The organism is Verrucomicrobiota bacterium (assembly GCA_016871495.1).
GTDB lineage: Bacteria > Verrucomicrobiota > Verrucomicrobiia > Limisphaerales > VHDF01 > VHDF01.
The window spans coordinates 1-26,535 of the sequence record VHDF01000071.1 but is presented as its reverse complement, the minus strand read 5'-3'; the positions used below and the strand labels follow the sequence as shown (position 1 = coordinate 26,535).

The window sequence follows — 26,535 nt, the reverse complement described above, 5'->3', positions numbered from 1 at the left end:
CGTTACCGGTGCGCAAGGATTCTCGACTTTGAACCATATCCTTTCGGTCGTGCAGGCCAGCATCGCCAATGTAGATCCCTCTTTGGTGGCACACGAAGTGGGGCATGCGCTGGGCCTCCAGCATCCATCCCCTGACACCGACAACAAGCGGCTGATGCATGCGAGCGGCGTGGGGATCATTGATATTTCAAATGTCGCTCCCGATGGGGCAGGTTACTTCACGATCAATGCCAGCGAAAAGACCACTCTGCTGGCCAGCCGGTTTGTGACGGTTGTGCCCGAGCCTGCTGAGACTGCGCTCGCCACCGGCATCGGTTTGGGGCTGTTCTTTCTCTTCTGGAAGCGAAAGCAATCTCGCTCCCTCGAGGCGCTCAAGGCTTGAGCACCGCTTTCACGATGTGACCCGAGTGCATTTTTTCGAATGCCTCGTGCCACTCCTCCAATCGCCATACACCGCCGATAATCTTTCGTACGTCCAGCGCCCCGCTGGTTAGAAGCCGAATCACTCTTTCCCAAATGGGCCAGTTGTGGCTGAAACTTCCCTTGAGGGTCACGTTTTTCTGAACCAGAGGGTCGAGCGTGTATCCGCAGGGGTCCTTCCCCCACCCCACCTTCGAAATCCATCCGGCGGGACGCACGACCTCAAGCGCCGTTCTCAGCGTCGCTGAAATCCCAGCGGCGTCCACCACGCCGTCCACGCCCAGACCATCGCCCTGGCGCACCCATTCCTCAAGGTTTCCGACCAGGGCTTGGCAGCCGAATTGTTCGGCCACCTTGAGCCGGGTGCGGTCCCGCTCCAATCCCACCACTCCAACCTCGGCTCCCTGCAATCGCGCGATCGCAGCGCAAAGGATGCCGATCGGTCCTGGTCCCAGCACCACAATCCGGTCGCCCGGTTTGACCTGACCGTTCAACACGACGGCGTTGTAGGCCACGCAGCACGGTTCGGTCAGTCCGGCGAGTTCGAACGGGAGTGAATCGGGCAGCCGGTGGAGACAGCGAGCCGGCACGCGAACGTACTTGGTCATCGCCCCGTGAACCCCGTATCCAAAACCTTTTCGATTCGGGTCCAGATTGTAAAGCCCCTGCCGAGTGAGCGGACTGTAGAGGTCGACGACCGCGGCGGTTTCGCTGGCGACACGGTCGCCTTCCTTCCAACCGTGGGCTTGGGCGCCCGTTTCCAGAATGACCCCGGCAAACTCGTGCCCGAGGACCACCGGATAATTGACCGGCCAACCGTGGTCGCCCGTCCATTGATGCAAATCGCTGCCGCACACGCCGACGGACGCCACTTCGAGCAACACGTCGGCGGGTCCGATGGACGGTTTCTCCATTTCGCGCAGTTCGACGCTGAAGGGTTCGCGGGCGAAGTTAACGACGCCAGGGGATTTCATGAGAACGGTCTTGGGTTGGTTTCCGTGCAGCATGCCGATTCCATGAACCTGAAGTCAACGGCAGGGACCCAACCCCCAGTCGTTCTCATTTTGCCCCGGAGCATGGCTGGGTCGTCCTTCGACCCGCCGCCGGAGCATGATGTTTTGCATCCCGTGGGCGGCGGGCTGGGACAGGCCCGCCCGACCAACAACATCGGGATACACGGTCCTTGAATCCTTGAATAGAGGGGCGATGCGAGACTTGACGCGCAAAAGTAGCGGCGCGTATTTTTCCCGGCTCGCGTCAAGTCGCGGCTTTCTCATCGAGTCACGATGATGAGGTCGTGGGCGGGGCCGGTTAGACCGGTTCTGGCGGCGCTGATTTGAAAGGAACGCTTGTGAATTTTACTGTTGAGCATTTGGGTCCGTGCAAGAAGTTATTGAAATTCGACGTGCCGGCGGAGGCTGTCGATGCCAGCTTCGAAGAGGTGGCCGATCAGTATCGCCGCCAAGCGCAATTGCCGGGATTTCGTCCAGGGCGATCCCCCAAGCATCTGATTTTGAAATCCTTTGGCCCCCGCATCGAGCGCGAGTCCCGCCATCAGCTTGTGGGGAAACATTTTGATGCCGCGGTCAGACAGGAGAAGTTTCGGGTCATCGGCGAACCGATCATCGAGGACATCCAGTTTGAGAAAGGGAAACCCTTCCAGTTCGCGGCGACCATCGAGATCGTGCCTGAGTTCGAACTTCCGGAGTACAAGGGCATCGAGGTCAAACGCGAAACACGGATTGTCACCGACGCCGACATCGAGCGCGCCCTGAATGTCCTCCGCGATGAACGAGCGGCGTTCGAGGACGTGGAGCGTCCGGTCCAGGATGGAGACTTCGTGGTGGTGGATTATCAGGGCACGAGCGAGGGCAAACCCTTGACGGAATTTGCTCCCACGGCGCGAGGCCTCACGGAGAAGAAGGATTTCTGGATGTATGTGGCCAAGGATTCCTTTATTCCTGGATTCACGGAGCAATTGATCGGCGCGAACATCGGGGAAACCCGGTCCGTATCGGTGCAATTCCCCGAGGATTTTGTTTCCAAGCCGTTGTCGGGAAAGAAAGGCGATTACCAGGTCACCCTTCGCGGCGTGAAAGTGAAGAAGCTACCGTCCCTGGATGACGAATTTGCCAAGCAGTTTGGCGCGGAAGATCTGTTGAAACTGAGGGACGGGGTGCGTGCCGACTTGGAGAATGAGGCGGCCTACAAGCGGAAACAGCTCGTGCGCGACCAACTGGTTGGGCATCTGTTGAGCCGGGTGGAATTCGAGCTGCCCGAAGCCGTGGTCCAGGCGACGACCAAGTCGGTGGTTTATGACATCGTCAAGGAGAACCAGGAACGGGGTTTGTCCAAGGACGCTTTGGATCAGCAGAAAAACGAGATTTACAATTTCGCCAACGAGAGCGCCAAGGAACGGGTCAAAACGGCTTTCATTCTTGGCCGCATCGCCGAGAAGGAATCGATCAAGGCCACGGACGAGGAAATCACCCACCGCATCCTGATGATGGCGCGCCAAAACGGCATCAAGCCCGAACGATTGGTGAAGCAGTTGCAGGAACGCGATGCCATCACTGAAATCCGGCAGCAAATTGCCAACAGCAAGGTCCTCGATTTCCTCGAATTGAACGCGAAGGTTGAGGAACTGCTTCCTTCCATCTCGACAGGCGAGGCGACTCCTCCCGCCTGATTCAGTCGCGGCCCGGGTCGGACGAGAAGCTGGGCCGCGGCGAGATCGGATGGGGCGCTGGATTCGTCGAGGAGGAGCACGAGGCCCTTGCATGCTCTCCACGCACCTGGTGGCCCCGCCGGCAGGGCAGCCTGCGCGACAGCAGACGGGACTGTTTGCGTTACCACGACAAGCCGGTCACCGACAACCTCTGGATTCACCGATAAAGAAGCGGGCTTCTGAAACAAGATTGATCAGGAGCGATCCATGAACTCCAATGGTCGGATGATTCGACAGCGACGCAACTGCGGAGTTCCCTGGGATCTTCTCAGCCGCGTATTCCGAAGTGGTCTGTCGTGTGGCGCAGGCTGCCCAGCCTGCCGTATCGCCGACGGCCCGTCGGCCCGGCGGGTGAAAAACGAGGCCCATCCATGCTCTCCACGCGCCGGGTTCCCTTCGTCGCCCGGCAGGCTGGGCAGCCTGCGTCACAGCAGACAGGGCTGTCTGCGTTACGACGACAACCCGGTCACCGAAAACCTCTGGATGCTCCCTCTTCTCGGAGTGCACCAGGGACCGGCGGTATGAGGGTGTTGGAAGCCATTCAACGGAGCGCGGAGTATCTGGAGCGGCGCGGGGTGGAATCTCCACGATTGCAATCGGAATGGATGTTATCCCAGGTGTTGAAGATCCCGCGGTTGAAGCTGTATCTGGATTTCGAGCGTGAACTTGAACCCAGCGCCGTGGATGCATTGAGGGAGATGGTGCGGCGAAGGGGACGTCGCGAGCCGTTGCAATATATTCTGGGCACCGCCGTGTTTTGCGGATTGGAGATTGCGGTTTCGCCGGACGTGTTGATTCCCCGTCCGGAAACGGAGTTGCTGGCCGAGCGGGCGTGGACTTGGTTGCGGGAACGCACCGGTACGAAGGAGTTGCGCGCGCTCGACGTGGGGACCGGGAGCGGCTGTTTGGCGATTGCGCTGGCGGTTCATGAACCCCGGTGCGAAGTGATCGCCATTGATGTTTCGAAGGCTGCGCTGGATTGCGCGCGCGCGAACGGGGAGCGCGCGGGTTGCGCCGAGCGTCTCGCCTGGCGTCTTGGAGATGGATTCGAAGCCCTTGAGGCGGATGAACGCTTTGATCTCATGGTGTCGAATCCACCCTATATTCCGAGAGGGGAGCTGGGGGCCTTGGAACCGGAAGTCCGTTGTTTCGAACCGCGTCTGGCCCTTGATGGCGGTGTCGATGGGCTTGATTTTTATCGGCGGCTGGCGCGGGAAGGGACGTCGCGATTGAATCCGGGGGGCGTCTGGATGATGGAGGTGGGTTTTGGGCAGGCAGAATCCGTGGCCGCGATTCTGACCGGTGAGAACTGGATTGTGAGGGAAGTGATCGAGGATTACCATCGTGTGCGGCGCCATTTGGTGGCCGGTCGATAGTTCAGCATCATGGAAGCATTACTGATCAAGGGCGGGACTCCTTTGCATGGGGAGGTCGAAATCAGCGGCGCGAAGAACGCGGTCCTGCCGATTCTGGCGGCAACCTTGTTGACTTCGGAACCTTGCTTGATCCGCCGGGTGCCGGATCTTGTCGACGTGCGATTCATGGGCCGGATCCTGAGTTCGCTGGGTTGTGAAGTGTCGATCGAGTCCGGTGTGATCAAGGTGCGCGCGCGCAAGTTGGAGGGGTTTGGGGATTACGATCTCATTCGGAAAATGCGCGGCTCGATTTGCATCCTGGGTCCTCTTTTGGCCCGGCTGCGCAAGGCCAAGGTTTCGATGCCGGGAGGCTGTGTGATTGGATCGAGGCCCGTGGATCTTCATTTGAAGGGATTGCAAGCCTTGGGGGCGAAGATCACGGTGGAAAACGGTTATGTGGTGGCGCGCGCGCCCAGGCTGCGAGGGGCGGAGCTTTTTCTGGGCGGGCGGGCGGGTCCGACCGTGCTGGGCACGGCAAATGTGATGATGGCGGCGACGTTGGCGGAGGGGGTCACGGTCATCGAAAGCGCGGCGTGCGAGCCGGAAATCACCGACTTGGCGAGTTTTTTGAATGCGATGGGGGCCCGGATCCAAGGGGCTGGAAGTCCGACCCTTACCATCTCGGGGGTTCAGGAGCTGCACGGAACGGAGCACGAGGTGATCCCGGACCGCATCGAAGCCGCGACCTTTGCGATTGCGGCGGCGGCGAGCGACGGCGAGGTGACGCTGAAGGGCGGGCGGGCGGAACACATGCAGGCGGTGTTGGACAAGCTGCGCGAAGCCGGGGTGCGCTGCGAGCGGCGGGGGTCGGATCTTGTGGTTTCGCGGGGCCGCTCCCTTCGGCCCTTGGACGTCACGACGCTGCCCTATTCCGGTTTCCCCACCGATGTGCAGGCGCAGATGATGGTCCTGATGACCCTCGCGAACGGCATCAGCATTATCACGGAACGCATCTTTGAGTCTCGTTTTATGCATGTGAGCGAACTGGCCCGGTTAGGCGCGGATATTGCCATTGAAGGGCCGAGCGCGATTGTGAAGGGAGGCCGGCCATTGAGCGGGGCGCCGGTGATGGCGAGCGATCTGCGGGCTTCGGCGGCCCTGGTCATTGCCGGCGTGGTCTCCCGAGGTCAAACGGTTGTGAAGCGCATTTACCACCTGGACCGGGGCTATGAAAAAATTGATTCCAAGCTGACCCGGCTCGGGGCCAAGGTCTCCCGGATTGCCGAAGAATGAAATTCCTCATCTGGCTCCTGATTTTAGGCGCTCTCCTCTGGGTTGGGCGGCAGGGCCACGATGCATGGTTGAGGGTCAAGAAAGCGCCGAAAGACCAGACCACAGTCATTCGGCCCGGAGCAGCAAAATCCGGGGAAACCCCGGCTCCCGCGGAGGGGCCGTTGCCGGGCATGCCGGAGTCGCTGGAATCGGGATTTCAGAATGCGAAGAGCCGGGGTCCAACACCGTTGAAGCAGTGGCTTGACCAGAATCGCCGCTTGATCAGGGATCCCCGGCTCGCGGCCATCGAGCTTGATTATGTCGTCCTGATCGGGACGGTCAACCGGGGGGAGGCGCGGCGGGTCTTGAACGAGCTGGCGGCGCGGTTGCCGTCTGATTCTCCCGTCTACGACCGTTTCAAGAAGCTCCACGACAGCTTTCGGTGAAGCGTTGATTAGGGTTGAAACCCTTCGGGTGGAAACGGAACATTCCGCCCGAATTTAGAACCTTAATCGTCACGCCCCAACATGCCATACACTCAAGTTACTCCTCCCGCCGGCGGCCAGATCAGCATTCAGAATGGAACCCTGCGGGTTCCGGATCAGCCGGTCATTCCTTTCATCCGCGGGGACGGCACGGGGCCCGACATTTGGGCCGCCAGCGAGCGGGTCTTCGACGCCGCGGTGAGGAAAGCGTATGGCGGGTCGCGCAAGGTCGCCTGGTTCGAGGTTTTTGCCGGTGAAGAATCGTTCAAGCGTTTCAACAACTGGCTGCCGGACGACACGGTGGAGGCTTTCCGGGAGTTTTTGGTCGGTATCAAAGGGCCGTTGACCACGCCTGTCGGGGGAGGCATTCGCTCGCTCAACGTCGCCCTTCGCCAGATGCTTGACCTCTATGTGTGTTTGCGGCCCGTGCAGTACTTTCGGGGTGTGCCCTCGCCGGTCAAGCATCCCGAGAAGGTGGACATGGTGATTTTCCGCGAGAACACGGAGGATATTTACGCGGGCATCGAGTACGCGGGCGGCTCGCCTGAAGCTCAGAAAGTGCTCGATTTTCTTGCGCGCGAGTTTCCCAAGGATTTTGCGAAGATTCGTTTCGGAACTTCGCAACGGATGGCGGAGTACATGAAACAGGCCGCGCCCGATCATGACGTGTCCCACATCCCGGTGCAGGTGGGGTTGGGGATCAAGCCGGTGTCCAACGTGGGGACCATCCGGCTGGTGAAATCCGCGATCGAGTATGCTTTGCGGCATCGCCGGCGCAGCGTGACCCTGGTGCACAAGGGAAACATCATGAAGTTCACCGAGGGGGCCTTCCGCGACTGGGGATACTCCGCCGCCGAGCGCATTTTCGGGGACAAAGTTTACACCTGGGCGCAGTATGAGCGGACGAAGAAGGCGCAGGGTGAAGCGGCGGCGAGCGAGGAACAGAAGGCGGCGCTGGCCGCCGGGCGATTGCTCGTGAAGGACGCCATTGCCGACATCACGTTGCAGCAGGTGCTGACGCGGCCCGACGATTTCGATGTCATCGCGACGTTGAACCTGAATGGAGATTATCTTTCGGACGCGCTGGCGGCGCAAGTGGGCGGCATCGGCATCGCGCCCGGCGGCAACATCAACTATGTGACCGGTCACGCGATCTTCGAGGCGACCCACGGGACCGCGCCCAAGTACGCGGGCAAGGACGTGGTGAATCCCGGCAGCGTGGTGTTGTCGGGAGAGATGATGCTGCGCTATTTGGGTTGGACGGAAGCGGCAGACCTGATTTTGAAGGGCTTGAACGGCGCGATCGGCTCGAAGAAGGTCACCTACGATTTCGCGCGCTTGATGGAAGGCGCCACGGAAATCAAGTGCTCACAATTCGCCGACAATCTCATCAGCCACATGGCATGATCGGGCGGTTGGTGTGCGCGGGGGGACACTTGGCGATGCCGAGGCATGGTTTTTTCGTCCGCCTGTTTGCCGCGCTGTTTGGGGTCTGGATGGGTCCGGCAGGCGCGGTCTGCGCGCCGGTTTCCCCAGGGCGTCCGCACATTCTGTGGCTGACCTGTGAGGACACAGGCCAGCAGTTTGGGTGTTACGGCGATGCCTATGCAGAAACGCCGCAGGTGGATGGTCTGGCGCGGCGCAGTCTCCGGTTCAAGCATGTGTGGTCGGTCGCTCCGGTCTGCGCGCCCTCCCGCACCGCCTTGATCACGGGGCTGTATCCCTCGAGTTTGGGCGCGGAGCACATGCGCAGTTACGTGAAGCTGCCCGCGGGGATGAAGTTGTATCCGCAACTGCTTCGGGAGCATGGTTATTACTGCTCGAACAACAGCAAGGAGGACTACAACGTCGAACCGAGGGGCCCGGTGTGGGATGATTCTTCGCCCCGGGCGCACTGGTCCCGGCGCCCGCCGGGCAAGCCGTTCTTCGCCGTCTTCAATTTCACGCAGAGCCACGAAAGCCGGATTCGATCGCGTCCGCATGAACTGAGGCATGATCCCGCTCGGGCGCGTGTTCCCGCCTATCATCCCGACACCCCCGAGGTTCGGCGTGATTGGGCGCAGTTTTACGACCAGGTGACGGCGATCGACGGCCAAGCCGGTCAAAGGCTGGCGGAGTTGCAGGAGGCGGGTTTGGCCGGCGACACCATCGTCTTTTTTTTCGGGGATCATGGCTGCGGCATGCCCCGCAGCAAACGCTGGCCTTACAATTCCGGTCTCGAGGTCGCGTTGCTGGTTCATGTCCCCCCGAAGTTCAGGCATTTGGCCCCGCCGGAATACGCGCCCGGCGCGGTCTCCGAGCGTCTGGTGAGTTTTGTCGACTTCGCGCCCACCCTGTTGAGTCTGGCGGGAGCGCCGGTTCCCAGGGAGATGCAAGGCGTGCCCTTTATGGGGCCTGAGGCGAAGGAGCGCGGGCCAGGCTATTTGCATGGCGAGCGCGGACGCATGGACGAGCGGCTTGATCTGGTGCGCTCGACCCGGGATGAGCGGTATGTCTATATCCGGAATTACATGCCGCATTTACCCTACGGCCAGCGGATCGATTACATGTTCCAAACGCCCACCACCCGCGTGTGGAAGTCCCTTTACGACGAGGGAAGACTTGAGCCTCCGCGCACCTTCTTCTGGGAGCCCAAGCCCGAGGAGGAGCTTTATGATTTGCACGCGGATCCGGATGAGGTCCGCAATCTGGCCGGGTCCTACCAGCATCGGGGGACGCTGAGGCGTTTGAGACGGGCCCAGCAGAACCATTTGCGGGAGGTTCGGGATCTTGGTTTCGCGGGGGAGGTGGGGATGCACGAGCGGGCGGGAGGCCGGCCGCCGGGCGAATGGGGCCGGAATCCGAAAGGGTATCCCATGAACCTTGTGTTGGCCGCGGCCGAGCGCGCGGCTCGTCGCACTCGGGATCAGCGGTCGATCGAGAAGTTGCGGCGGGACATGGGCTCGTCTGATGCCGCGGTGAGGGCCTGGGCGATGACAGGGATTCATGTGCGGGGCCCTGAAGTGGCGGCACAATTCGTTCCCGAGTTGGGGAAAGCGCTGCTTGATTCGAGCGCGGCGGTGCGGATTGGGGCGGCTGAATTGATCGTGCCGATGGGAGGCGAACCGGCTCGGCAGGCTTTGTTGGTCTTGTCCCAGCACGCGAGGGCGGATCGGCATGGGGTTTATGCGTCGATTCAAGCCCTCAACGCCATCGAGCGGCTGGGGGCGAAGGCGCAATCCCTTTGGAATGACCTTGTGCCCGACAAGGATCCGGAGGCACACGCGCGGTTGGCGGAGTACGGGCCCAGGTTGCTGGAGTCGATTCGAGGGAGGCGTTGAAGCGCGGTGAAATTTGCTTGGTCGAGACCGGCAGGAACTCTAGTTTCGACTCATGGTTCACGCCGGCATTGGGTACGATGTTCATCCGTTGGTGGAGGGGCGCAAACTTATTCTGGGCGGGGTGGAGATCCCCTTTCCCCGGGGTTTGGAGGGTCACTCCGACGCGGATGTGTTAATGCACGCGATCTGCGACGCGATCCTGGGGGCGATGGGGGAGGGAGACATCGGCCATTTCTTTTCGAACAAGGACCCCCGCTGGAAGGGGGCGCCGAGCAGGATCTTTCTGGAGGAAGCCGCCAGGCAGGTGGGTTTCCATCAAGGCAAGATCGTGAACGTGGATGCCACGCTGCTGTGCGAGGACCCCAAACTGGCTTCCCACATTCAGAAAATGAAGCTGAACATTTCCCAGGCCCTGGGTATCCGCCCGAATCGCGTGGGGATCAAGGCCACGACCAACGAGCGCCTGGGTTTTTTGGGCCGGGGAGAAGGCATCGCCGCGATGGCGGTGGCGGCCGTGGACTTGCCCGCTTGAGTCATGGCCAAGGCTGAGATCGGCTGGACGGGGCGAACGGAGGATGGCACCCGCCGTGAGGTGTATGCCCGCCGCGTCGGTGATCGGTGGCTTTTCTTTGATCGCGAGAAGCGTTACGACCCGTGGAAGCGCCTGGAGACGCCTCCGTTGAGTGATTGGCTCGAATTGTTGGACGCGGTCGAAAGGCGCATGCGCCGCAGGCTGCTGCCCCCGGAGGAGTTCCCGCGCCTGCGAAAAACCATTCAAGAACTTTTTCCGGACGCCGAAGTTCCTTAGTACCGTTTGCGCGAGGGCGTGGTTTGTTTATCCCCTTCGCTTTGTCTCAATAATCCTGTAAATCCATCGAGTGCGGCGATCGAAAAGGCACAACTTGAATCCCCTCATCCTGGTCAGCGCCAGCGTGGAGCGCAAAGGGGTGGAATTCGATGATCTTTCGCTGAGCGTATCTCATCGTTACGTTCAGGCGATCATCGACGCCGGGGGACTTCCACTGGTCTTGCCGGTCTCACCAGACCCAGCCGTGGTGGAACAGGCGGTTGCGCGCTGCGACGGAGTGTTGTTGACCGGCGGGGACGATTTACAGCCCTCGCTTTACCGGACGGCGGTCAGCTCCGCCTTGAGCAAGACATTGAGTCCGGTTTCCGCCGAACGGGATGCGTTGGAATTGATGCTCGTGCGGGAAGTGTTTCGGTTTCGGAAACCGTTGCTTGCCATTTGCCGGGGCCATCAGCTCGTCAATGTGGCTTTGGGGGGCACGCTTTTCGTCGATCTTCCCACCGAGCACCCATCCGACGTGCGCCATAACCGCCCGGATTTGAAGGACCGGGCGGTCCATGACATCCTTCTGGCAGAGGGTTCACGACTCGCGCGGATTTTTCGTGCCCGTCGGTTGGGGGTGAACAGCACCCATCATCAGGCCCTTCAGGATTTGGCCGGTCCGCTCCAGGCCGTGGGATGGAGTGCCGACGGTCTGGTTGAAGCGGCCGAGTTCAAACCGGAGTTCGCGGATGGCCTCCCTTATTTTCTGTCGGTTCAGTTTCATCCCGAGCGTCTGGCGGTCCGTTACCCGCGTTTCAGAAAGTTGTTCCTCGATTTTACACGCGCCTGCCGCGCGCAACCCCAGTCCGCGCCATGAATGGACGAGTTTTGATTGTCGATGACGACAGCATGATCCGCGAGGTGATTCGATCGATGCTGGAATTCCACCGGTTCGAGTCCAGCGAAGTGTCGAACGCGGCCGATTTGCACCGGATGTTCAAGGAGGGCCCCCAGCCGGATGCGGTGCTTCTTGACCTGGGTCTGCCGGACGCCGAGGGGCTTGATCTGCTGCCCGAGATCAAGCGGAGCTGGCCTGAGACGGAGGTCATTGTGCTGACGGGAAGGGGATCCTTCGACGCCGCGGTCGAGGCGACCAAACGAGGCGCCTTTCACTTTCAAGCCAAGCCGTTTGAGACCAAGGCGCTCATGCTGCTCATCGAGCGGGCGATTGAGCACAAGCGGCTTTCCGGCCAAGCCAGCTCGTTGCGCCAGGCGGTCTCGACCTTGAGCGGCAGCACGCCCGCGGTCTTTCAAAGTCCGGCGATGAAGGCGGCGCTGCGTGTCATTGAACGCGTCGCTCCGACGGACGTCTCCGTGTTGATTACCGGGGAGAGCGGCACGGGCAAGGAAGTCGTCTGCGACTTGATTCACAGCCTGAGTCCGCGCTGCGGCGGTCCGCTCATCAAAGTCAATTGCTAGGCGCTGCCGCGGGATCTGATCGAAAGCGAATTGTTCGGTTCCGTGAAAGGCGCGTTCACCGGCGCCACGACGGATCGTGACGGGCTTTTTCGACAGGCGGACAAGGGCACGCTGATGCTGGACGAGTTGGCGGAAATGCCCATTGAGACGCAGAGCAAACTGCTTCGTGTGTTGCAGGAAAAGGAGCTTCGGCCCGTGGGTGGACGCTCCACCTGCAAGACCGACTGCCGGGTCATTGCGGCGACCAACCGCCGGCCGGAGGAGGCGATCAAGGAAGGCAAATTGCGTGAGGACTTGTTTTACCGCATTAGCGCCATCGCGTTGCACTTGCCTCCGTTGCGTGATCGCAAGGACGACATTTTACCGCTGGCCAACAGTTTTCTGAGGCGTTACGCCGCGCAGGCGGGGCGGTTGCTGGCCGGATTCGCTCCCGCCGCCGAGGAGGTCTTGCTTCGGTTCGAATGGCCCGGCAACGTGCGGCAGCTGCAGAATGAGGTTCAACGTGCGGTGCTGAGGTCCGAAGGCCGTACGATCGAGGTTCAGGACCTCTCCATCACTTCCGCTCCTGAGGACGGCCAGTCCGAACAATGGCCGAACATGACCCTGATGGAAGGCGTGGAGAAAAACGCCATCATTCAAATGTTGAAGGAAACCGGGGGCAACAAAGTTGAGACGGCCAAACGCCTCGGCATCGGGCGCCAAACCCTCTACAACAAGATCAAGGCCTACGGCATCCAGGTTTGAGCCGGGCGGGATTCAAGCCAGTTCGACGGGGCCTCCTCCGGATCGGGCGGAGCGCAGGATCGCGTCCATGACCCGCTGGGTTCGCATCGCGCATTCAGGCCAATAAGGGTCGGGTTTTCCCGATTGAGCCAGATGGTTGAAGCGCCTGAACATCAGAGATTCCTGGGCGTTGGGATAGCTGTTGCTGTATTCGGAAACCGCGACCACACGATGGGCGGGTTCCATGTTGAAATCGGACCCGTACTTGTGAAACGAGGCTTTCTCGATTTGAAATCGCACCTGGGACCCGAAAAAGGGCAGGACGAAATCGTCGATGACCAAGCTCCCCTCCGTCCCGCTGACGCGAGCCCATTGTTGATCCCCCGCGTTGAATGAGCAGTAGAATCCCGCGGACACGCCGCCGTCGAATTCCATTTCGGCGGTGAGCTCCAGCGGAACCGGACCGGGTGAATCGGGCCGCCCGGCTTCCTTGAGCAAACGTCCCTGCACCCGCCGGGGCAATGTTTCTCCGAGGACGGCGAGCGTGTAGCGGATGTTATACCATCCCAAATCCCCAACACTGCCATGAGGTTCGAGTCCGCTATGCAAGCGGATGTTCTTGTTTAGGAATCCCTCATCGCCGCAGAAGCTGAAAGCGGACGTGATGCGTTGGATGCGTCCTATCGCCTTCTCCTCGTGCAACGCCGTCTGCATGGCGTTCAGGCGGCGGCTGTGCATGAACATGACGCCGTCCATAAACTGAACCCCGGCGTCACGGCAGGCCTCAAGCATGCGGGTGAGTTCGGCGGCGTCCCGGGCGCATGGCTTTTCACAGAGCACGTGTTTGCCGGCGCGGGCGGCGCGGATGACCCATTCTCCGCGCAAGGCGGTGGGAACAGGCACATAGACCGCGTCGATGGCGGGGTCCGTCACCACGGCCTCGTAACCGGCGCAGGCTTTCGGGGCGACCGGCATGGGAGCATGGGCCTGGTTTTCGCGGATGAAGGCCTCGGATTGAGCGAGTTCGCGGCTGGCGACGGCAGCGACCACGCCATTGCCGGAGAGGAGGATCGATTTCCAGTTCTTGCGCGCGATATCGGCGGCCCCGAGGAGGCCCCATCTGGTAAGTCTTGTTTGTGACATGGTGGTCAGGGTTTCCAACGTTCGAGCCGCACCCTAACGGGAGTGTGCAGTGGAGGCACGCTTGAACTGTCGACATGCCAGGCGTCATCGCCATCGCGGTCGGGACGCGGGTTGCCGATCAAGGCGTCCGGGTCGGTGATCAAGGAGATGATCGAACCATCCCGTTGCGCGAGGAAGACTCCTTCGGACGTGCGCGAGCCGAGGTATTGCCATGGGCCGGGGCTCAAGGATTTCCCCGCGGGCTTGTGTTGAATCCAGAGTTCCGGGGGCACCGGATGGGTGGTTCCGTTCTCGAGAGTCGCTTCGACGGTCAATCGCAAGAGGGTGGGCGTCTTGAGGCCGGGATTGTTCGTGCCGGGCGCCAATCCGGAAAGCAGCGCCGCGAGATGCAGGTGCAGGGGCTGGGCGTCGGTCTTGAGAAGGCTTTCATGGGTTTTTCCATCGGCATGGACCAGGACGTATTCCAAGATGCCTCGTGTCATGTTGAGGGTGGCGGGGAAGCGAATGGAGGGAGGATCTTTTCGGAACTGGATGAGTCCGATTCGAAATTCGCCTCCGCCCAGCGGAGTGACGGCCGCATTGGTGACGCTGGGATGGGTGGGGTTTTGCTTGCCCGGTGGCGTGAAGGGGCCCGCGGCTTGAATGCGAACCAGCGTGCCTGCGCACAACAGGCCGATGAGGAGAGTTCGGAATGTTTTCATGACGGCGAGAGAACTCCGGGAAACGCGTGATGAGCCAGTTGGATCGTGCCGTCTCGATCGGATTGGGAAGCGAGGAAGAAACCCGCGTTTGGAAATCGGTCCGGCAAGTGATTCAAGCCCGCTTCCCCCAACACCATCAAGCCCGTGGAAAGGGCATCGACGTCCGCTCCTGAATCCGAGAGCGCTGCGGCGAGGACCGCGTTCGATTCCGGAGCGCCGGTGAGGGGATTGATGATATGGCCGTGGCTGCGGGCGTTGCCATCGGGCTTGGATCGCCGGCCCCAGATTGCGGAAACGGAAAGGGAGCGGTTTTGGAGCGGAACCACCGCCCAGGGACGGGGCGGTGATGGAGGCTGTGTCGTGGCGGCCGGCGCGGAGGGCGCTTCGAGGGCGATTTTCCACGGCGAGCCGTCCGGCTGGCGGCCCAGCCCGTGCACGCTGCTGGTGCCTCCGTGGATCAGCGCGTGTTCGATGCCTGCCTCTTGGAGAATCAGCAGAGCGCGTTCGACGGCGTAGCCCTTGCCGAGGGCGCCAAGGTCGAGTGCGACCCCAGGTTTGGCGAAGCGCACGGCCTGGCGCGTTTCGTCGAGTTCAACCAGATTCATGCCGAGGAGGGACCGGGCGTGGGCGATTTCCTCGGGACCTGCGGGAGCGGCGCCGCGAAATCCCCAAGCTCTCATCAACGGAGCGATGGTGGGATCGAAACCGCCTTGGGTGGCCTCGCTGAGTCGCTTGGCGCGTCGCAGCAGTTGGAAGACTTCCGCATCGACGCGGACGGAGCCCGCCGCCGCCTGGAGATTGAGGCGCCGAATCTCACTCCCCTCGAGGAAATAGCTGAGGCGTTGTTCGAGACGTTCGACCTCATCCAGCGCTTCCTCGGCAGCGGCGCGCAGTTGTTCCGGGCTCGCCCCGTGGAGGGCGATTTCGAAGCGCGTGGCCATGGCCAGGCGGGCGACCGTGATACAAGACGAGTTCAATCCGGAACATGGGCCCCGGCGGATCGGCCGCAAGCGGGGGCTGGCTCTGGACTGTGAGCGAGTTCTTCGGCTCTTGTCGAGCGGGTCCGTCGTCAAGCTTGCCCTCGAGGAGGGGACATGTGCATGGTGGGCTCATGACGACGCCCAAAGAACCCGGATCCGGAAGCCTGAAAATCGGCCTCACCCCGGCGACTCCGGGTGCGGCGGCGATTCTGGCCCACAAGAAAGAAGTCATGATTGGGCGTGACGAGGATTGCGACATCGTGGTGAAAGACACCAAGGCGAGCCGCAAGCACTGCAAGCTGACGCGTGACGAAAATCAGATTGTCCTCGAGGATTTGGGCTCGAAGAACGGGACTTTCGTCGCGGGTCAGCGTATTTCCGGAAAAGCCGTCTTGCAGTTGAATCAATCTTTCAAGGTTGGAGACACGGTGTTCTATCTCGCCTAGTCGAGTCATTTCAGACGGATTCCGTGACTTGAAATTTTCGGGCTCGGGCTCCCTTTTTGCGTGCGCGCGCGAGCAGCTCAAGGTGGCTCGTTTGGATCGGCATTCGGGACCACGCCGAGGGTGCGAACCACCCGCCCTTGGGATTGGACTGCGGAGCGATACGAAGTCCGGCTTCTCCTCGAAAACCCCGGAGGGTAATCCGGCGGTTCATGATCGTGTGATCCAAGCGTCCGAGATCCTCCAAGGATTCGATTCCAAACCGTTGGGCCAGGCTGAGGGCGGCTTGCCGGTGTTCGCGGCCGCGAGTCGAAAAACGCAGCTCTTGTCCGGGCAGTTGCCAGAATCCGGCGTTGACGCCTTGGTCCGGACGCTGCTCGAGCCAGACCCGGCCACGGTGGAAAGCCGCGAGAGCGACCGAAGTCTGGCGTACCAGGTTGGGACGGGGCTTCGGCCTGGGGATCGAATCGGTGAGGTTGTGGCGATAGGCCCGGCAGCAGCTTGCAAGGGGGCATTGAGGACAGGCTGGAGAACGCGGAGTGCAGACCAAGGCGCCGAGTTCCATGAGCGCCTGATTGACCTCTGAACAGCGCCGCCCCGCAAGCGCTTGCAGCGATGCCGCCGCATTCACGAGGTCCGCCGCCACCGACCAGAGCCTGTCGATGACCTCGCGCTGGGTCAGCGGTTGATCGATACCCAAGCAACGAGCCAGGACCCGGGCCACGTTGCCATCCACCACAGGCGCCGGGTGATTGAAGGCAATGCTGAGGATGGCACCCGCGGTGTAGCGGCCCACTCCGGGCAAGGCCGCGATCGCCGCTGGTTCGGTTGGAAAAACTCCGCCATGCTGCGATTCAATGACGCCGGCGGCGGCAATCGCATGCCGCAGGCGCCGATAATAGCCCAGTCCTTGCCAAAGCCGCAGGCCTTCTGCGAGCGGAAGAGCCGCGAGGCGGCTCACGCCGGGCACTTCGCGCATCCACCTCTCCCAATAGGGAATGACGGTGGCGACTTGGGTTTGCTGGAGCATGATTTCTGAAATCCAGATCGCATAAGGATCGGACGTCTGACGCCAGGGCAGAGGCCGTTGAACCCGCCGAAACCACTGGATCAACTGGCCAGCAACGGTCGTGAACGGAAGGTGTTGTTTCGAAGCGGAGGGGGGCGCGGCGGGAGCAGTCCGTCGAGATCGATCCGGAATCCTTTTTCCCGAGCTTGCCCTTCGCCGTGTCGATCGCATGATGGAGGCATCCTTGTCCCGGCGCAAATCCGGCGCAAGACCGCCATGTCCGCTCCTATCAACTCGTACACGTGCGCATTGGATGCCGCGCAGGCCAAGAAGCTTCGGGAACTGCTGCTGGAGCGCAGTTGGAAATTTCGGGAAGCGCCCCACACCACCTTCGCCTGTCAAAAGGAAGGTGTCTCGGTGGCGCACTACCTTTCGGGCAAGCTCGTCGCGCAAGGGAAAGGCACGCAGGATTTCGTCCAGTTCGTGCTTGAGCCCGAAGTGTTGGGGCGTGCGACGCTGGGTTATGAAACCGTGGCCAATCCGGAACTGGCCATTCCGCGGATTGGAGTCGATGAAAGCGGCAAAGGCGACTTGTTCGGACCGCTTTGCGCGGCGGCGGTTTATGCCAATGAGTCCATTGTCAAAGACTGGATCGCTGCAGGCGTGAGGGATTCCAAACAGATTTCCAGTCCGAAATCCATCGAGAAGCTGAATGACTTGATCCGGGCCACGCCCGGGGCGGCCTGTTCCGTCGTTCCCATCGGCAACCCCGCCTACAATCGCCTTTACGAAAAGATCGGCAACCTGAACCGGCTGCTTGCCTGGGCGCATGGACGGGCGATTGAGGATTTGTTGGAGAGGCATCCCGGCCTCGCGCCCCCGCCGGTTCGCATTGTGGTGGATCAATTCGCGCGTGACCCGAGAGTGGTCCAGAGCGCCCTGCAAAAACGAGGCCGGCAGCTGGAGCTGATTCAGCGCACCAAAGCGGAATCGGACCCCGTTGTGGCGGCGGCATCGATTTTGGCGCGGCACGCGTATGTCAGCCGGCTGGAGGGATTGGAGAAATCCTTTGGCGTGAGATTACCCAAAGGCGCTTCGGCGCAAGTTCGGGAGGCGGTGGGAGCGTTTGTGGCGCTGCATGGACGGCAAAAGCTCGGAGAAGTGGCCAAGCTCCACTTTAGCAATGCGGGAAGCGGGCCAGTTTCCGGCCCTGAAGCTTCTGCCGGACCTGCGCGGATTGATCCCGATTGATGCGGGATACTGATCGCCGTTTGCAGGATTAGAGTTTGCGCAGAAGCCGGGCGGGCAGGAGCAGTAGACCCAGCTCGAGTCCCAGCACTCCTTCGACGCAGGCGAAGACCACTCGGAAAGGAATCGAAATAATCCAGACGAGTGGCGCGAGCACCAAAGCCACCAGCGCCAGCGGCCAGCAAACCGCCAGCAGGATCAGCCAGCAAAAGAGCAAGATCAGGCATTTCATGATTTTGGCCGGAGGCACGCCTCCGCTTGACTTAAGCACACGGGAGCAGCGCCCGAAGTTTCATGCCTTAGGAACCGTGCCACATTGACTTCCGGTTTTCTCGCTGGTTCTTTTGACCTGCAGCATCGTTCCACTTCGGTCACAGGCCCATGGCCAGGGCATGCTCCCTCAGTGCGCCTTGCTCCAGGTCAAAATCCTGGCGCGGGAAAATCGGAATTCATGGTTGCGCGATTCCTTAGGAAAGGGCCGTGAGCACGACGCCGAGTACCACCAGGAACGCGCTGAACAATCTCCAAGACATTCGTGTGGTTCCGGCTTCCCGTCTTTCGGTGATGCCCATCCGGTGGCCGATCCACCAGACCAGCGCCACGCCCCAGACCCCGCGCAAACCATAGACGACGTTGACGCCGGTGGCATCGCGCCAGATGCCGATGCTGGTGCTGATGAGCAAGGCTTGCAGCGCCGTGAGTCCGATGCCGGCGGCCAGCCATTTGCGCGTTGCCGGTGGCAGGCGAGAGGGCTGGCCCCGAAACAGCGGCATGGCGAGGAGGCCTCCGCAACCCACGGTGAGGAACAAGATGGCCACGAATCCCCAGATGCCGAATGGCGCCGCCCACTGCTGAATCCACACGTCGCAAAGGGCGAAGGCGAGACAACTGGCCAAAGCCAGCAGGATCGTCGCCGTGGAATTCCCTTCCGGCCGAGAGTCGGATACACCCATCAAAATGACGCCGGCCCCGGCCAGCACCGCGGCCCACCAGTCTCCCGGCGAAAGCCGCGCGTCGAATAATCCCGCAGCCAGCAAAGCGACCAAAATAACCTTGGCTCCCATGATGGGCGTGACCACGGAAACATCGCCGCGGCGCAAGGCCAGAAAATGACAGAGATGCCCGAGGAAGAACAACGCTCCCGCCGTCGCGGGATGGAACCAGCGATCCCAGGGAATGGGGCTTGGAGCCGCCACGAGCAGGGGCAGAAAGACGAAGGAAAGAGCCAGGTTGGTCAGGGCAAAAACGGACGACAGACTCGCGCCCTCCTTCAAGGCTCGTTTGTAGCACAACGTGCTCAGCGCGAAAATCACCGCGGCGGCGAAGGGCAGGAGGAGATAGGATCGCGACATGTTGGGCGGCTCGCTCGGCACCGCCGCGCTGCCGCGACGGAACGTTGGAGTGGCGGCGTTGTCAATTCCCGATTGCTCCCTGAGCGGGGGGCGGGGATAGTGGGGTTGGACGGCCGGATGGAAACCATGGCCATCCGCACATGCCAAGACCTCGTCGAGACGGAAATTTGCCTGACCCACGTTCTTTCATCGAGCTTGGTCCTCCGCGCGATCGACATCGCTTTGAGATCCTGCACGAGGATCGGTCGGTGTTAGCCGTGGACAAGCCGGCGGGCTGGATGTTGGTCCCCTTCAACTGGCAGTCGACCCAGCGTAATCTCCATGCGGCTTTGGTTTCCTCCATTGCGGCCGGGGACTTTTGGGCTCGGTCAAGGAACATCAAGTTCGTGCGGCATATCCACCGTCTGGACGGCGACACCAGCGGAGTTTTGTTGCTGGGGCGCAGTCCGGGGGCCGTGGAGGCCTACGGGCAACTTTTTGAAGAGAGGAAGGTGGAAAAGCGGTATTTGGCGGTGGTGAAAGGGAGTCCGGACTGGGTTCGAACGGATTGCCGCTTGAAGATCGCCCCCGACCCGCGAGAGCCGGGGCGGGTGCGGATAGATGTTCGGGAGGGGAAGGACGCTTTGACTGGGTTTGAGGTTTTGGAGCGTTCCGGCCGCTACTCGCTTCTTGAGGCGAGGCCGGTGACGGGGCGAACCCATCAGATTCGCATTCACCTGGCGCGGCTTGGTTTTCCGGTGGTGGGAGATCCGCTTTACGGAAGTGAAGGGATGGCAGGCGGGGGGAGGGACCGGGGCGCACATCCACTGGGGTTGCGAGCGGTGTCCTTGAAGTATGTGGATCCCTTTCGGAAGTGTGAGGTTGTCATTGAGGCCTCGAGCGAGGGTTTTTTACGTGAGTTTGGCTTTCAAGGGGTTGCATCGGAGGGGAAACGACCTTCCCAACCGGTTGCAGGGTCGAGTTTTGGCGAACAAACGCGTTGACTTTTGAAGCGTCCACCCTAAAATCCCTTCGATTCGATCAACACCGATTACGACTATTAGGAGAACTATGAGACTCTCAGGAAGCTTTACGAGATCGGCGGTATTGGGCTTTGGGCTTGCGGCTCTGGTCGTCATGGCCAGCGTTCAGGCGGAAACCGGCAGGGCGGTAGTGCGTTCCGTTCGCGGGACGGCCGATTATTCCGATGGCGGCAGTTGGCTGGCTTTGAAGGTAGGCAAGGTTCTGAACCCGGGCGCGAAGATTCGCACCCAGCCTCAAAGCACGGTGGACCTGTTCTTGGACATCAACGGCCCGGTGGTTCGTGTGACCGAGAACACCGAGGTGGGGCTTGACAAACTTTCCTTCGACAAGACCGGGAGCGATTCGGTGATCGAAACGCAGCTTGATCTTAAGTCAGGCCGTATTTTGGGCCGCGTCCATAAGCTGGCGGCAGCTTCGAAGTATGAAGTCAAGACGCCCGTGGGTGTTGCCGCCATTAAAGGCACGGAGTACGACATCAGCGCCAACGGCGTCTTCCGCGTGATCCGCGGCGAGGTTTTGGTTGCGTTTGGCGCGGGCCGTAACCAGGTCGTTCGTGGCGGTGAATCGTTTACTCCCACTGGAGGCGGTCCGACACCGATCGATGCGGGGACACTGCGCGATTCGGTGGCCAACCTCAACGATCTGGTGATCAACACGGGCGGTCCTGAAGGGGTTGTCATCATCCAGCCGAGCGAGCCGTTTGTTTCGCCCGTGATTTCCAAAGAAAAGGCCAATAGCCCGACAGCGAACTGAGACTTCATATCGTATTCTTCAAAACCCGGAGCAGCCTTGAGTTGCCCCGGGTTTTTTGTTTTTCTTTTTTCTGGTGAGACGCCTTCCTCCAGCATCGATCCCGGTCCTCATCACGGCGATTTGCCTGGGAGCGATGGCGCTTCTTCTGGTGGTCTCAAAGGAGAATGGTTTCGGCGAGGGGGATCTATTCCAGCGCATGGAATGGGTGGCTTACGACACGAAGATGCGCTGGGCTTCCCAGATTCGGAAGTCGGATGGGCCGGATCCTCGAGTTCCGCTGGCGTTCGTATCGGTGGGGGATGAGGATCAGGCGGCGGTGTTGGATGGGAGATTGGGCTATCAGTTTGGACTCTACTGGCCGCGGCATGTGTATGGCAGAGCGGTGCGGGAGTTGAGACGTGAGGGCGCCAAGGGGGTGGCGTTCGACGTGTTGTTCTATGACTTGAGGCCAGATCATGCGCCGGTCCGGCGGTCCGCAGTCGAGGCGGTGACGTCAGACGAGTTTTTTGCGGGAGAAATACGCCAGCACGGCCGGGTGCTCCTCGCCGCCAACAGCAATGCGATTCCTCCGGAGCTTTTTCGCACCAATGCCTGGGGGATTGGAGATGTTTCAACGGATCGCGACGCGGACTCCATCTTGCGCCGGGCTCGAGTTTTCATCGATTACACCGTGTGGCATCCCGCGATTGTGCAGCAGGCGAGGGCGCTGGATTTTGAGTTGGACCGGGCGGTGGTCACTGAAAAGAGCATCCTGTTCCGGCTGCGTGATGGAGGGGAATATGAATTGGAGCGCAATGCTGAGGGCCGTTTCAAGCTCTCGGAACTGACTGGAAACGAGGCGGACCCACCGACTCCTCCTTATCTTCACCAGCGCGTTTGGCAGTTGGGCGTTGCCTTGGCCGCCCTCGAACTCGATCTCGATTTGGGGCAAGCCAAGGTCGAACTCGAGGAGGGAATCATCGTGCTGCCCGCGAAATCCGGGGGCCCCGCAGTCACGATTCCGGTGGACCGTCACGCGCGGATGCTGATCGACTGGGCTCATCCCTTTTCCGGCGCGGCGGTGGACAAAGAGCCCATTTCGGCCTTGCTGGCGCGCGATGTTTTGAGAGAGGCCGGCGAGGCGGACGGACTGACCAATCGCTTTGCCGGAAAGTTGGTGGTAGTGGGATCGACGTCCACAGGGAATGAGTTGGCGGATTTGGGCGCGACGCCTTTGGACAAAGAGACGTTCCTGGTGAGCAAGCACTGGAACATTGCGCGGACCTTGATCACGGGCGGGTTTATTTCGAGAGTGCCGGTGGGCTATGAACTCGGGCTCCTGACGCTGCTGACGATTTTGAGTGCGTGGACGACGTGGAAGGCGGATCGGATGATTTGGGCCACGACGCTGGTGGGCGTTTATTGCTTCGCGGGGATGGGGTTGTCCTGGTGGGTTTTCCTCACCTCGAATGTCTGGCTGCCGGTGGTGATTCCGGCGGTGGCGGGGCCCGGGCTGGCCCACGCGGCGCTGATCAGTTACCGGGTGGCCTTCGAGATGAAGGAGCGGCAGCGTGTGAAAACCATTTTTTCCCGCATTGTCGCGCCCGAAGTCGTGCAAGAACTGCTTTCGGCGGAACAATTGGTGCTGGGGGGCGCCCAACGGCACGTGAGCGTGTTGTTCGCGGATGTGCGGGGATTCACGGAGTTCACGGATACGGCACAGGCCGAAGCGGAGCTCAGAGTGAAGGAACTGGGGATGAGTTCGGAGGAGGCGCGAAAATTCCTGGATGCGCGCGCCAGTGAAACTCTGCGAACGGTCAGCGAATATCTGGGGACCGTTGCGGAAACCATCAAGCGACATCGAGGGACCCTGGATAAGTACATCGGGGATTGTGTGATGGCCTTCTGGGGCGCGCCGGTCGAGAATCCCCATCATGCGGCGGATGCGGTGAGGGCCGCCATCGAGGTGCAGCGTGGAATCAAAGCGCTGAATGTGGAGCGTGCGGCGGAGAATGAAAGACGCCAGCAGGAGAACGTGAGCCGGATGCAACAGGGGCGTGATCCACTGCCCATCCAGCCCATCCTCAAGCTTGGCACTGGCATCAATGCGGGGAAAGTAACCGTGGGTTTGATGGGGTCCGAGGCCCACATTATGAATTTCACCGTCTTCGGGCGGGAGGTGAACTTGGCGAGCCGATTGGAGGGAGTTTCCGGCCGCGATCGCATTGTGATCAGCGAAGCGGCGTATTTCGAATTGAAGCAGACAGCTCCGGAACTTGCTCAAACTTGCGTGGAACTGCCTTCGGTATCGGTGAAGGGAATTCGGTCGCAGATTAGAATCTTTCTGGTGTCGTGGGAGGAATCCGCCTCCGAAGCCACGGCCATTGCATCCCCAGATGGTCCGTGATGCGCGTGGCAGCGCCTTGGACGGCGCGCCCCGACGATTTGCGGATGCGCCGAGCCACGGCCGGTGCATCCCGATGTTGCCGGTGATGCAGGCAGGGCGCGTCCGTCCCGGCGCGCCGCCGGAGCATGATGTTTTGCATCCCGTGGGCGGCGGGCTGGGACAGGCCCGCCCTACCAACAACATCGGGATACACGGAGCCACGGCATCCTCTCGAGAAATTTCTGTGCAAGGCCAACCGGGAAGGGTAGGGTAGGGACTGAATTGATCCGGTGAATAAGCGCGCCGAAACGGTGGATGCTCTCCAGGCGACGACTTGGGGGCATGCCCTTGTAACCGACCTTCCGAAATCTCGGTCTCAAGGAGTTGAGTCCGGGTCTTCGGCCCGGTCTTACGGTCCAGGTCAGGAGCAGGAACTTGACATGGCGGAGTGCCTGGGCGGGGTCCGTCGAGGCGACCAGGACGCGGTTCGGCGATTGGTGGCTCATTTGGAGCCCGTGGTTTGGCGGGTGGTGCGATCGCATCGAACCCGGCGCACGGGCGAGGAAGATTTGGTGCAAATGGTGTTCATGAAAGTGTTCGCAAAGCTCGATCAGTATCGGGGTCCCGCTCCGCTGGCCCACTGGGTTTCGCGCATTGCGGTGAACACCTGTCTGAATCAGATTGAAAGCGAGCGGGTGCGGCCTGAGTTGCGGCTGGCGGACCTGAGCGAGGAGGAAGAACAGGTGATTCAGACGCTGGCTTCCACCGAGGAAGAGTTGGAGCCCGGGCATTCCGTGGCGTCCAAAGATCTGCTGGACCGGTTGATGGAGCGGCTTTCGCCCGAGGATCAAATGGTGATACGCCTGGTTCATTTGGAAGGGTATTCTCTGGAAGAAGTCAGGCAGAAGACCGGTTGGAACATCGCTCTCATCAAAGTTCGCGCCTTTCGCGCGCGCGGCAAATTACGGAAGCATCTTGAATTCCTCATGAAGGAGCGGCAGTCATGAAACACGATCCTTTCGACCGTTTAATCCGGTCTGCATCCCAGGCGGCGCCTGTTTCCAATCCAGCCATGGTGCCGGGTTTTGAGCGGCTGTTGCTCGAAGAATACCGCCGTGGCGCGAGGATGGAGGGAGACTTGGCTTGGAGGACATTGACCCCGATGTTGCGATGGGTTTTGAGAACGGCGGTGGCGGCGATTGTGTTCGGAGTCTCGCTGGCCTATTTCGAGATCGGCCAGGAATCGCCCTACGATCAGGTGTCGGAGCCGGATTTGGTGGTGGCTTTCGGATATTTGCATTGAACCCCTTGTCCCCATGAAGCCACCCTCACCCGCCAAGGCGGCCCTGTTTCTCGCGGTGATTTTTCTCGCCGGCGGCGTGCTCGGTGGTGTGTGGGGGTATGCGCAGGGCAAGCAGCGATGGACCCAGCGGCCTTCCCGGGAGAACATCGTCAAGCGCATTTCCCAGGACATGCGCGTCCATTTCAGGTTGACCGACGCGCAGGTGGTCCAGGTGGAGCCGATCTTGCAGGAGACGACGGAGGAAGTGAGGCGCATGCACGCCGCCACGCATGAGCGCATGCAGCAGCTGTTCGCCGATTCCGACGCCCGCATCGCGGAGAAACTTACCGCCGAGCAGAAGCCCCTGATGCAAACGTGGATCGCCCGGCGGGAAAGCAGTTCGAGGAAACGCGGCAAATGGACCCCGGCGGCGGCAAGTTCGAACCCGGACGGGCAGGGACGCAAGCCGTGTTGCGACGGAGATGCCTCCAAAGCGTCCTCCAAGGAATAGTGGAATCGACTGGATTCGTCCGACTGCATGAAGCACCACCTTGATTTCGAGAAGCCAATCCTTGAGTTGCAGAGAAAGCTCGACGAGTTCAAGAAGCATCCGGAAACTCACACTCTGGAGATACGGTTTGAGGAGGAGATTCACCGCATTGAAAAGAAGATCCTGGAGACTCGCCGGCAGATCTTTTCGAATTTGACGCCCTGGCAGCGCGTTCAACTGGCAAGGCATCCACGAAGGCCTTACACGCTGGATTACTTGAGCACCGCTTTTTCGGATTTCCAGGAATTGCACGGCGACCGCTGTTTTTCGGATGACGCGGCGATGGTGGGGGGCTTCGCCAAGCTGGGTTCACACCGGGTCATGGTGATCGGCACGCAAAAAGGGCGGGACACGAAGGAGAATATCCTCCGCAATTTTGGGTCTGCCCATCCCGAGGGATATCGGAAGGCGCTTCGTTTGATGAAGATGGCGGACAAGTTTGGCCTGCCCGTGGTGACGTTGATTGATACGGCGGGGGCGTATCCCGGTGTCGGCGCGGAGGAGCGGCATATCGCCGAAGCCATTGCGGTGAACTTGCGCGAGATGATGCTCCTGGAAACGCCGATTGTGGCCGTCATCATCGGCGAGGGAGGGTCGGGCGGCGCACTGGGCATTGGCGTCGCTGATCGCGTCTTGATCATGGAAAACGCCTATTATTCCGTCATCAGTCCTGAAGGTTGCGCCGCGATTCTTTGGAAAGATCGAACCGCCGCGCCGCGAGCTTCGGAAGCGCTCAAGATCACGGCGAAAGATTTGCGGCAATTGGGTTTGGTGGACGCGGTGATTCCCGAGCCCTTGGACGGCGCGCACAATGACCCAGGCGAGGCTTCGGCCAATTTGAAGGAGCATGTGATTCGGCATTTGGAGGAAGTCCTTCGCATTCCGGGAGCGGAGCGGCTCAAGCAGCGATATCGAAAGTTTCGTTCTTTCGGTCCCTTCGAGGAGCGGAAAGGGGGAGCCTCGGGGACGCCGGCCAAGGCTCCGGCGGTTTGAAGCTGGATTTGCCGTGGCCCATTTGCCCCCGCTCGTTTTCGAGCCCTTGCCCTTTGAACGACCCTGGGGAGGTCACCGGCTGCAAGAGCTGTATCAGAAGCCCGGACTGCACGGGAAGCCC

The 26,535-nt window shown here is 60.9% G+C and carries 29 protein-coding genes; 22 read left to right on the top strand and 7 right to left on the bottom strand.

From position 1 onward, the window contains the following. Positions 1-28 precede the first annotated feature (28 nt). Entirely contained in the window at positions 29-382 is a 354-nt protein-coding gene (locus tag FJ404_14535; protein ID MBM3824079.1) for a hypothetical protein, read from the top strand. Here FJ404_14535 and FJ404_14530 read toward each other — a convergent pair. Beyond that, the gene (locus FJ404_14530) at positions 372-1,394 is read right to left on the bottom strand and encodes a zinc-binding dehydrogenase (protein MBM3824078.1); all 1,023 of its coding nucleotides are present in this window, start codon (positions 1,392-1,394) and stop codon (positions 372-374) included. The two genes, FJ404_14535 and FJ404_14530, sit on opposite strands and share 11 nt — an antisense overlap. 377 nt (positions 1,395-1,771) lie before the next feature. Between FJ404_14530 and tig the strand changes: the two genes are divergently transcribed. The 11 genes from tig to FJ404_14475 all read left to right on the top strand — a co-directional run bounded on the left by tig (position 1,772) and on the right by FJ404_14475 (position 12,593). After that, positions 1,772-3,109: a trigger factor gene (gene tig, locus FJ404_14525; GenBank protein ID MBM3824077.1), complete on the top strand. Its 1,338-nt coding sequence runs from the start codon at positions 1,772-1,774 to the stop codon at positions 3,107-3,109. 410 nt (positions 3,110-3,519) lie between these two features. After that, on the top strand, positions 3,520-4,524 hold the full coding sequence (gene prmC, locus FJ404_14520; protein MBM3824076.1) for a peptide chain release factor N(5)-glutamine methyltransferase: 1,005 nt from the start codon (positions 3,520-3,522) through the stop codon (positions 4,522-4,524). 9 nt (positions 4,525-4,533) lie between these two features. Further along, the gene (gene murA / locus FJ404_14515) at positions 4,534-5,796 is read left to right on the top strand and encodes a UDP-N-acetylglucosamine 1-carboxyvinyltransferase (GenBank protein MBM3824075.1); all 1,263 of its coding nucleotides are present in this window, start codon (positions 4,534-4,536) and stop codon (positions 5,794-5,796) included. Further along, positions 5,793-6,221, top strand: a complete 429-nt coding sequence (locus tag FJ404_14510) for a hypothetical protein (protein MBM3824074.1) — start codon at positions 5,793-5,795, stop codon at positions 6,219-6,221. The genes murA and FJ404_14510 overlap by 4 nt, the downstream gene beginning before the upstream one ends. 81 nt (positions 6,222-6,302) lie before the next feature. Then, positions 6,303-7,667 carry an isocitrate dehydrogenase (NADP(+)) gene (icd, locus tag FJ404_14505; protein MBM3824073.1) on the top strand — a complete coding sequence of 455 codons (1,365 nt, stop codon included), beginning with the start codon at positions 6,303-6,305 and terminating at the stop codon, positions 7,665-7,667. Positions 7,668-7,756: 89 nt separating this feature from the next. Continuing rightward, positions 7,757-9,580, top strand: coding sequence for a sulfatase (locus tag FJ404_14500; GenBank protein MBM3824072.1), 1,824 nt, complete (start codon positions 7,757-7,759; stop codon positions 9,578-9,580). 52 nt (positions 9,581-9,632) lie between these two features. Further along, complete coding sequence (locus FJ404_14495; GenBank protein ID MBM3824071.1) at positions 9,633-10,112, top strand: 2-C-methyl-D-erythritol 2,4-cyclodiphosphate synthase; 480 nt, start codon at positions 9,633-9,635, stop codon at positions 10,110-10,112. Between the two features lie 3 nt (positions 10,113-10,115). Beyond that, on the top strand, positions 10,116-10,388 hold the full coding sequence (locus FJ404_14490; protein ID MBM3824070.1) for a hypothetical protein: 273 nt from the start codon (positions 10,116-10,118) through the stop codon (positions 10,386-10,388). A gap of 61 nt (positions 10,389-10,449) precedes the next feature. After that, entirely contained in the window at positions 10,450-11,247 is a 798-nt protein-coding gene (locus FJ404_14485; GenBank protein MBM3824069.1) for a gamma-glutamyl-gamma-aminobutyrate hydrolase family protein, read from the top strand. Beyond that, entirely contained in the window at positions 11,244-11,849 is a 606-nt protein-coding gene (locus FJ404_14480; protein MBM3824068.1) for a sigma-54-dependent Fis family transcriptional regulator, read from the top strand. Before FJ404_14485 ends, FJ404_14480 begins: the two co-directional genes overlap by 4 nt. A 42-nt stretch (positions 11,850-11,891) precedes the next feature. Next, positions 11,892-12,593, top strand: coding sequence for a sigma-54-dependent Fis family transcriptional regulator (locus FJ404_14475; protein MBM3824067.1), 702 nt, complete (start codon positions 11,892-11,894; stop codon positions 12,591-12,593). 12 nt (positions 12,594-12,605) lie between these two features. Here the strand turns inward: FJ404_14475 and FJ404_14470 are convergent, their stop codons facing one another. The 3 genes from FJ404_14470 to FJ404_14460 are packed head-to-tail and all read right to left on the bottom strand — an operon-like array spanning position 12,606 to position 15,393. Continuing rightward, the gene (locus FJ404_14470; protein MBM3824066.1) at positions 12,606-13,715 is read right to left on the bottom strand and encodes a Gfo/Idh/MocA family oxidoreductase; all 1,110 of its coding nucleotides are present in this window, start codon (positions 13,713-13,715) and stop codon (positions 12,606-12,608) included. A gap of 5 nt (positions 13,716-13,720) precedes the next feature. After that, positions 13,721-14,416, bottom strand: a complete 696-nt coding sequence (locus FJ404_14465) for a hypothetical protein (GenBank protein ID MBM3824065.1) — start codon at positions 14,414-14,416, stop codon at positions 13,721-13,723. Beyond that, positions 14,413-15,393, bottom strand: a complete 981-nt coding sequence (locus FJ404_14460; protein ID MBM3824064.1) for an FAD:protein FMN transferase — start codon at positions 15,391-15,393, stop codon at positions 14,413-14,415. The genes FJ404_14465 and FJ404_14460 overlap by 4 nt, the downstream gene beginning before the upstream one ends. Before the next feature lie 8 nt (positions 15,394-15,401). Here FJ404_14460 and FJ404_14455 point away from each other — a divergent pair, with 8 nt between their 5' ends. After that, positions 15,402-15,842: an FHA domain-containing protein gene (locus FJ404_14455; GenBank protein ID MBM3824063.1), complete on the top strand. Its 441-nt coding sequence runs from the start codon at positions 15,402-15,404 to the stop codon at positions 15,840-15,842. Positions 15,843-15,852: 10 nt separating this feature from the next. On the opposite strand, the gene FJ404_14450 is transcribed toward FJ404_14455, so the two are convergent. Next, the gene (locus FJ404_14450; protein MBM3824062.1) at positions 15,853-17,079 is read right to left on the bottom strand and encodes an A/G-specific adenine glycosylase; all 1,227 of its coding nucleotides are present in this window, start codon (positions 17,077-17,079) and stop codon (positions 15,853-15,855) included. Between the two features lie 45 nt (positions 17,080-17,124). Between FJ404_14450 and FJ404_14445 the strand changes: the two genes are divergently transcribed. Then, positions 17,125-18,099 carry a ribonuclease HIII gene (locus FJ404_14445; protein ID MBM3824061.1) on the top strand — a complete coding sequence of 325 codons (975 nt, stop codon included), beginning with the start codon at positions 17,125-17,127 and terminating at the stop codon, positions 18,097-18,099. A gap of 28 nt (positions 18,100-18,127) precedes the next feature. On the opposite strand, the gene FJ404_14440 is transcribed toward FJ404_14445, so the two are convergent. Together FJ404_14440 and FJ404_14435 are read right to left on the bottom strand one after the other, a co-directional pair. Then, on the bottom strand, positions 18,128-18,328 hold the full coding sequence (locus FJ404_14440) for a hypothetical protein (GenBank protein MBM3824060.1): 201 nt from the start codon (positions 18,326-18,328) through the stop codon (positions 18,128-18,130). A 235-nt stretch (positions 18,329-18,563) separates the two neighbouring features. Then, positions 18,564-19,448, bottom strand: a complete 885-nt coding sequence (locus FJ404_14435) for a DMT family transporter (protein ID MBM3824059.1) — start codon at positions 19,446-19,448, stop codon at positions 18,564-18,566. Between the two features lie 140 nt (positions 19,449-19,588). On the opposite strand from FJ404_14435, the gene FJ404_14430 reads away from it, so the two are divergent. From FJ404_14430 to FJ404_14395, 8 genes are all read left to right on the top strand, one after another. Continuing rightward, complete coding sequence (locus FJ404_14430) at positions 19,589-20,431, top strand: RluA family pseudouridine synthase (protein MBM3824058.1); 843 nt, start codon at positions 19,589-19,591, stop codon at positions 20,429-20,431. A gap of 67 nt (positions 20,432-20,498) precedes the next feature. After that, positions 20,499-21,224 carry a hypothetical protein gene (locus tag FJ404_14425; GenBank protein ID MBM3824057.1) on the top strand — a complete coding sequence of 242 codons (726 nt, stop codon included), beginning with the start codon at positions 20,499-20,501 and terminating at the stop codon, positions 21,222-21,224. Positions 21,225-21,297: 73 nt separating this feature from the next. Then, entirely contained in the window at positions 21,298-23,610 is a 2,313-nt protein-coding gene (locus FJ404_14420; GenBank protein ID MBM3824056.1) for an adenylate/guanylate cyclase domain-containing protein, read from the top strand. A gap of 73 nt (positions 23,611-23,683) precedes the next feature. After that, positions 23,684-23,863, top strand: coding sequence for a hypothetical protein (locus tag FJ404_14415; protein MBM3824055.1), 180 nt, complete (start codon positions 23,684-23,686; stop codon positions 23,861-23,863). Positions 23,864-24,029: 166 nt separating this feature from the next. Continuing rightward, positions 24,030-24,596, top strand: a complete 567-nt coding sequence (locus FJ404_14410; GenBank protein MBM3824054.1) for an RNA polymerase sigma factor — start codon at positions 24,030-24,032, stop codon at positions 24,594-24,596. Then, complete coding sequence (locus FJ404_14405; protein ID MBM3824053.1) at positions 24,593-24,892, top strand: hypothetical protein; 300 nt, start codon at positions 24,593-24,595, stop codon at positions 24,890-24,892. The genes FJ404_14410 and FJ404_14405 overlap by 4 nt, the downstream gene beginning before the upstream one ends. A 13-nt stretch (positions 24,893-24,905) precedes the next feature. Then, complete coding sequence (locus FJ404_14400; protein ID MBM3824052.1) at positions 24,906-25,382, top strand: hypothetical protein; 477 nt, start codon at positions 24,906-24,908, stop codon at positions 25,380-25,382. A gap of 27 nt (positions 25,383-25,409) precedes the next feature. Next, the gene (locus tag FJ404_14395; GenBank protein ID MBM3824051.1) at positions 25,410-26,414 is read left to right on the top strand and encodes an acetyl-CoA carboxylase carboxyltransferase subunit alpha; all 1,005 of its coding nucleotides are present in this window, start codon (positions 25,410-25,412) and stop codon (positions 26,412-26,414) included. Positions 26,415-26,535 lie beyond the last annotated feature (121 nt).

Coding starts and splice junctions, on each gene's coding strand:
- FJ404_14530 (MBM3824078.1), bottom strand. CDS start 1,394: ATGAAATCCCCTGGCGTCGTTAACTTCGCCCGCGAACCCTTCAGCGTC.
- prmC (MBM3824076.1), top strand. CDS start 3,520: ATGCTCTCCACGCGCCGGGTTCCCTTCGTCGCCCGGCAGGCTGGGCAG.
- murA (MBM3824075.1), top strand. CDS start 4,534: ATGGAAGCATTACTGATCAAGGGCGGGACTCCTTTGCATGGGGAGGTC.
- FJ404_14510 (MBM3824074.1), top strand. CDS start 5,793: ATGAAATTCCTCATCTGGCTCCTGATTTTAGGCGCTCTCCTCTGGGTT.
- icd (MBM3824073.1), top strand. CDS start 6,303: ATGCCATACACTCAAGTTACTCCTCCCGCCGGCGGCCAGATCAGCATT.
- FJ404_14500 (MBM3824072.1), top strand. CDS start 7,757: ATGGGTCCGGCAGGCGCGGTCTGCGCGCCGGTTTCCCCAGGGCGTCCG.
- FJ404_14495 (MBM3824071.1), top strand. CDS start 9,633: ATGGTTCACGCCGGCATTGGGTACGATGTTCATCCGTTGGTGGAGGGG.
- FJ404_14490 (MBM3824070.1), top strand. CDS start 10,116: ATGGCCAAGGCTGAGATCGGCTGGACGGGGCGAACGGAGGATGGCACC.
- FJ404_14480 (MBM3824068.1), top strand. CDS start 11,244: ATGAATGGACGAGTTTTGATTGTCGATGACGACAGCATGATCCGCGAG.
- FJ404_14470 (MBM3824066.1), bottom strand. CDS start 13,715: ATGTCACAAACAAGACTTACCAGATGGGGCCTCCTCGGGGCCGCCGAT.
- FJ404_14465 (MBM3824065.1), bottom strand. CDS start 14,416: ATGAAAACATTCCGAACTCTCCTCATCGGCCTGTTGTGCGCAGGCACG.
- FJ404_14455 (MBM3824063.1), top strand. CDS start 15,402: ATGGGCCCCGGCGGATCGGCCGCAAGCGGGGGCTGGCTCTGGACTGTG.
- FJ404_14450 (MBM3824062.1), bottom strand. CDS start 17,079: ATGCGATCGACACGGCGAAGGGCAAGCTCGGGAAAAAGGATTCCGGAT.
- FJ404_14445 (MBM3824061.1), top strand. CDS start 17,125: ATGTCCGCTCCTATCAACTCGTACACGTGCGCATTGGATGCCGCGCAG.
- FJ404_14440 (MBM3824060.1), bottom strand. CDS start 18,328: ATGAAATGCCTGATCTTGCTCTTTTGCTGGCTGATCCTGCTGGCGGTT.
- FJ404_14435 (MBM3824059.1), bottom strand. CDS start 19,448: ATGTCGCGATCCTATCTCCTCCTGCCCTTCGCCGCCGCGGTGATTTTC.
- FJ404_14430 (MBM3824058.1), top strand. CDS start 19,589: ATGCCAAGACCTCGTCGAGACGGAAATTTGCCTGACCCACGTTCTTTC.
- FJ404_14425 (MBM3824057.1), top strand. CDS start 20,499: ATGAGACTCTCAGGAAGCTTTACGAGATCGGCGGTATTGGGCTTTGGG.
- FJ404_14415 (MBM3824055.1), top strand. CDS start 23,684: ATGTTGCCGGTGATGCAGGCAGGGCGCGTCCGTCCCGGCGCGCCGCCG.
- FJ404_14410 (MBM3824054.1), top strand. CDS start 24,030: ATGGCGGAGTGCCTGGGCGGGGTCCGTCGAGGCGACCAGGACGCGGTT.
- FJ404_14405 (MBM3824053.1), top strand. CDS start 24,593: ATGAAACACGATCCTTTCGACCGTTTAATCCGGTCTGCATCCCAGGCG.
- FJ404_14400 (MBM3824052.1), top strand. CDS start 24,906: ATGAAGCCACCCTCACCCGCCAAGGCGGCCCTGTTTCTCGCGGTGATT.
- FJ404_14395 (MBM3824051.1), top strand. CDS start 25,410: ATGAAGCACCACCTTGATTTCGAGAAGCCAATCCTTGAGTTGCAGAGA.